The organism is uncultured Roseicyclus sp. (assembly GCF_937892565.1).
Lineage (GTDB): Bacteria > Pseudomonadota > Alphaproteobacteria > Rhodobacterales > Rhodobacteraceae > Roseicyclus.
In genome coordinates, this window is record NZ_CALAHQ010000022.1 from 1 (window position 1) to 4,046 (window position 4,046).

A 4,046-nucleotide genomic window follows, 5' to 3' on the forward strand; every position below is an offset into this window, starting at 1 on the left:
GCCATGTTTCCGGTCTCTCTTCGTTTCTCTCGCCCGTCTGGGGCTTGGGTCAGGTTTGGCGCAAAATCCCGAGGATCAGGCGCGAGGGGGTATGGGGGGTGCCGATCCGCTGGGTGAACACGATCACCCCCGCTTCGCCCGGCACTGCCCAAGCTTGTTCGACAGACCGTCCGACGGTTGCAGGGTCCAGCGGTGCGGCGCTCCGGTAGCGGCGCGCGATCAGCGCCTGCACTGCGGTGGTCTGGCCCGTGCGGGCTTCGGCCGCCACGGAACAACCGGTCCGTCCGTCCAGCAGCATCACGGCGGGGCGGCGATCGTCCACCACCCAGCTTTGAATCTGTGCACCGGCCCGGCGCGGCACCGGCACGTAGTTGTCTGCGCGCAGAACCGACTCGAGACCCGTGCCGTCGTGGTCGAGGCAGTAGCGCTCGAATGCCGCAACGAAGCGCGCCGGTGTCGACTTGGGCACAATGTTGTCGGCGTAGATATTGGCGAGTTCATAGGCGTCAGGCGTCGCGGGTGCAGACACGCATGCGGAAAGGATCAATGCGGCACCAAGTGCCGAAACTGTCCCAAACACACGCAACTTTGCCCAGCCTCGCATCTCTTGATCAGCCCTTGACCGCTTTCACGATCTTTTCGGCCGCGTCCGACAGGTTGTCGGCGGCGATGACGTTGAGGCCGGAGGTGTTGATGATCTCCTTGCCCTTGTCGACATTGGTGCCCTCGAGCCGGACGACGAGCGGCACTTGCAAGCCGACCTCCTTGACGGCGGCCACCACGCCTTCGGCGATGATGTCGCAGCGCATGATGCCGCCGAAGATGTTGACCAGAATGCCCTTCACATTCGGGTCGGACGTGATGATCTTGAAGGCCTCGGTCACCTTTTCGCGGGTGGCCGATCCGCCCACGTCAAGAAAGTTGGCGGGTTCCGAGCCGTAAAGCTTGATGATGTCCATCGTCGCCATGGCAAGGCCCGCGCCGTTGACCATGCAGCCGATCTCACCATCGAGCGCGATGTAGTTGAGATCGAATTTCGAGGCCGCCAGTTCCTTGGGGTCTTCTTCGGTCTCATCGCGCAGCGCCATGATGTCGGGCTGGCGATACATCGCGTTGCCGTCGAACCCCAGCTTGGCATCGAGCACCTTGAGGCTGCCTTCGTCGGTGACGATCAGCGGGTTGATTTCCAGCATTTCCATGTCGCGTTCGACAAAGGCCTTGTAGAGCAGGCCCATGAGCGCGACGCATTCCTTGACCTGCTTGCCGGTCAGCCCAAGCGAAAAGGCGATGCGGCGGCCATGATAGGGCTGATACCCCGTGACCGGATCGACCGCGAAGGACAGGATCTTTTCGGGGGAGTGGGCCGCGACCTCTTCGATGTCCATGCCGCCTTCGGTCGAGCAGACAAACGAGATGCGGCTGGTCTGGCGATCCACGAGGAGCGCGAGGTAAAGCTCGCGCTCGATGCCCGAGCCATCCTCGATATAGACGCGGTTGACCTGTTTGCCGGCCGGCCCGGTCTGATGGGTGACCAGCGTGCGGCCCAGCATCTTCTTGGCTTCATCGGCGGCTTCCGCGACGGAACGGGCAAGGCGCACGCCGCCCTTTTCGCCGGCGTCGGCTTCCTTGAAATGACCCTTGCCGCGGCCGCCGGCATGGATCTGGGCCTTCACGACCCAAAGCGGGCCGTCCAGTTCGCCTGCGGCTGTCTTGGCCTCTTCGGCTTTCAGAACCACCCGGCCATCGCTGACCGGTGCGCCATACTGACGAAGAAGCGCCTTCGCCTGATACTCATGGATGTTCATGAAACTGTCCCGTCCTTGATGGTATTTGCATGGGGATAAGCACAACCAAGGGGCGTAGTGAAACGCAAATTTCGTTGCAGATGCGTGAATTTCGAAAAAAACCGACATTTGTGATCACAGCCTGAAAAAGTGTGATCACAAGTTTACCATCTTGGCGGTATGCAACGGTATGCCTGCACGACTCAGCCGGTGGCGCGGGCTGCAATCTGCACCATCAGCCGGGCTGCCAGCGCCATGTCCTGCACCGAGACGAATTCCAGCGGTCCATGCACATTTTGCATGCCCGTGAACAGGTTCGGGCAAGGGACGCCCATTTCCGTCAGCCGCGATCCATCGGTGCCGCCCCGGATCACCGCTTCGATCGGGGTCTGGTCCAGATCGCGCAGCGCGTCGCGGGCCAGATCAACGGGGGTCATGTCACGCTCCAGCCAGTAGCGCATGTTGCGGTATTGCGGCGTGATCTGGGCCTCGATGCGGGCGCGCGGTTCGGTCGCGGCGATGGCGGCGCAGACCGTGCGCAGCAGATCGCCCTTTGCGGCCAGCCCGTCGCGTTCGAAATCGCGCAAGATGAAGCGCACCACCATCTGGTCGGCGCTGCCCTTCATGTCGACGGCGTGGATGAACCCGCCGCGCAGCGATGTCGTTTCAGGTGTCATCGTCGCTTGCGGCAGCGTCTGGACAATGCGCGATGCCAGATGGATGGCATTGACCAGCTTGCCCGTCGCCTCGCCCGGGTGGATCGACACGCCGGTGACGGTGACAACCGCGAAATCGGCCGAAAAGGTTTCATAAACGATCTCGCCCGCATCGCCGCCGTCAAACGTATAGGCGAAATCGACAGCCAGATCGGACGGCAGCCGCGTGTCCACGCCGCGCCCGATTTCCTCATCGGGGGTAAAGGCGATGCGGATCGTGGGGCGCGGCAGGTCGGGGTTGGCCAGCAGGTGGCGGGCGGCCGTCATGATGATGGCGATGCCCGCCTTGTCGTCGGCCCCCAGAAGCGTGGTGCCCGATGCGGTCACGATATCCTCGCCGATCTTGGTGGCCAGATAGGGAAAATCATCGGGGCTCAGCACCAGATCGGGGGCGTCGGGAAAGCTGATCGCACCGCCATTGTAGCCGCGGATCACCCGGGGTTTGACGCCGGTGGCGTTGAATTGCGGCGCGGTGTCGACATGGGCCAGAAAGCCGATGGTGGGGCCGGGGCGGTTGCCGGGGATGGTGGCGATGACGGTTCCATAGGGCGTTTTGGTCACATCGGCGGCGCCGATATCGGCCAGTTCGCGCACCATCAGATCCAGCATCGCATGCTGGACCATGGTCGAGGGCTGGGCCGGGCTGTCCATGTCGGACTGGCTGTCGATGGCAGCGTAGCGGACCAGCCGCTGTTCAAGTTCGGCGTCGAAATCGCGCATATCCTGCCCTTTCCATGGCTGGCCGCGATCAGGGACCGCCTGCGCGCCGATGTCAACAGGGGGGCGGAAAACACGTGTTTTCCGCACGGAAAAACCCGGGTTTTTCCGTGCGTTTTCCTTGCGGAAAACGCCCCCCCCTTGGGCCCCCCACGGCGCTGCACGGCGTGGCCTGGCCCCTTGCGATTGACACAGCCGCACCTATCTGGCGGGCATGCGGATCGAGCATGTTGCAACCCTCCAGTCCTGGCCCGTCTTTCTGGCGGTGTCGGGCATTGTGCTGACGCTCCTGTTCGTCTTGCTCGAACCCGCACCATCGCAGGGGCTGACCCCGGCCCAGTCGGCATTGTTCTGGTCGCTGCATGTGTGGCTGCCGCTTGCGATCTTGCAGGCGGTGCAATCCGGGATGGCTGGCCTGTGGCGTGGTGGTTGGCGCAGGCCGGCCCTTCAGGTTTTTCTGGCCGGGGTGATCGGTGCCGCGCTGTTCACGCCGATTGCGGTGTTGATCGACTGGGCTTTCGGGCTGGCGGATCAGCAATCCGGGGTCGGTGTTCTGACGCGCCGCGCAGTTGCCGAGGAATATTCCAATGTTGCGCCGCCGATCCTTCTTGTCTGGCTGGTTCTGAACGCCTCGCGTCTGCTGCGTCTGCCGCTTGCGCCGTCGCGGCCCGAGGCGGGTGGCGCCGGTGCACCTGAGCCCGCGTTCTGGGACAGGGTGCCGCGCAAATTGGGGCGCGATCTGGTCGCGCTCAGCGCCGAGCTGCATGACCTGCGGGTCTGCACCGATCAGGGCGATGCGCTTGTGCTCTATCCGTTTGGCCGCGCGATC

The 4,046-nt window shown here is 63.6% G+C and carries 4 protein-coding genes; 1 reads left to right on the top strand and 3 read right to left on the bottom strand.

The window, feature by feature from the left end:
- Positions 1 to 49: 49 nt before the first annotated feature.
- The 3 genes from Q0094_RS02825 to pepT all read right to left on the bottom strand — a co-directional run bounded on the left by Q0094_RS02825 (position 50) and on the right by pepT (position 3,220).
- On the bottom strand, positions 50 to 529 hold the full coding sequence (locus Q0094_RS02825; protein WP_297615046.1) for a hypothetical protein: 480 nt from the start codon (positions 527 to 529) through the stop codon (positions 50 to 52).
- 82 nt (positions 530 to 611) lie between these two features.
- Positions 612 to 1,805 carry an ADP-forming succinate--CoA ligase subunit beta gene (gene sucC / locus Q0094_RS02830; RefSeq protein ID WP_297615048.1) on the bottom strand — a complete coding sequence of 398 codons (1,194 nt, stop codon included), beginning with the start codon at positions 1,803 to 1,805 and terminating at the stop codon, positions 612 to 614.
- A 182-nt stretch (positions 1,806 to 1,987) separates the two neighbouring features.
- Complete coding sequence (gene pepT, locus Q0094_RS02835) at positions 1,988 to 3,220, bottom strand: peptidase T (protein ID WP_297615050.1); 1,233 nt, start codon at positions 3,218 to 3,220, stop codon at positions 1,988 to 1,990.
- A gap of 211 nt (positions 3,221 to 3,431) precedes the next feature.
- On the opposite strand from pepT, the gene Q0094_RS02840 reads away from it, so the two are divergent.
- Positions 3,432 to 4,046: hypothetical protein (locus tag Q0094_RS02840; RefSeq protein ID WP_297615053.1), on the top strand; the 615-nt coding region annotated here is incomplete at its 3' end.

What these genes read in the sequence shown, in the direction of transcription:
- pepT (WP_297615050.1), bottom strand. Translation starts at nt 3,220, where the DNA reads ATGCGCGATTTCGACGCCGAACTTGAACAGCGGCTGGTCCGCTACGCT.
- sucC (WP_297615048.1), bottom strand. Translation starts at nt 1,805, where the DNA reads ATGAACATCCATGAGTATCAGGCGAAGGCGCTTCTTCGTCAGTATGGC.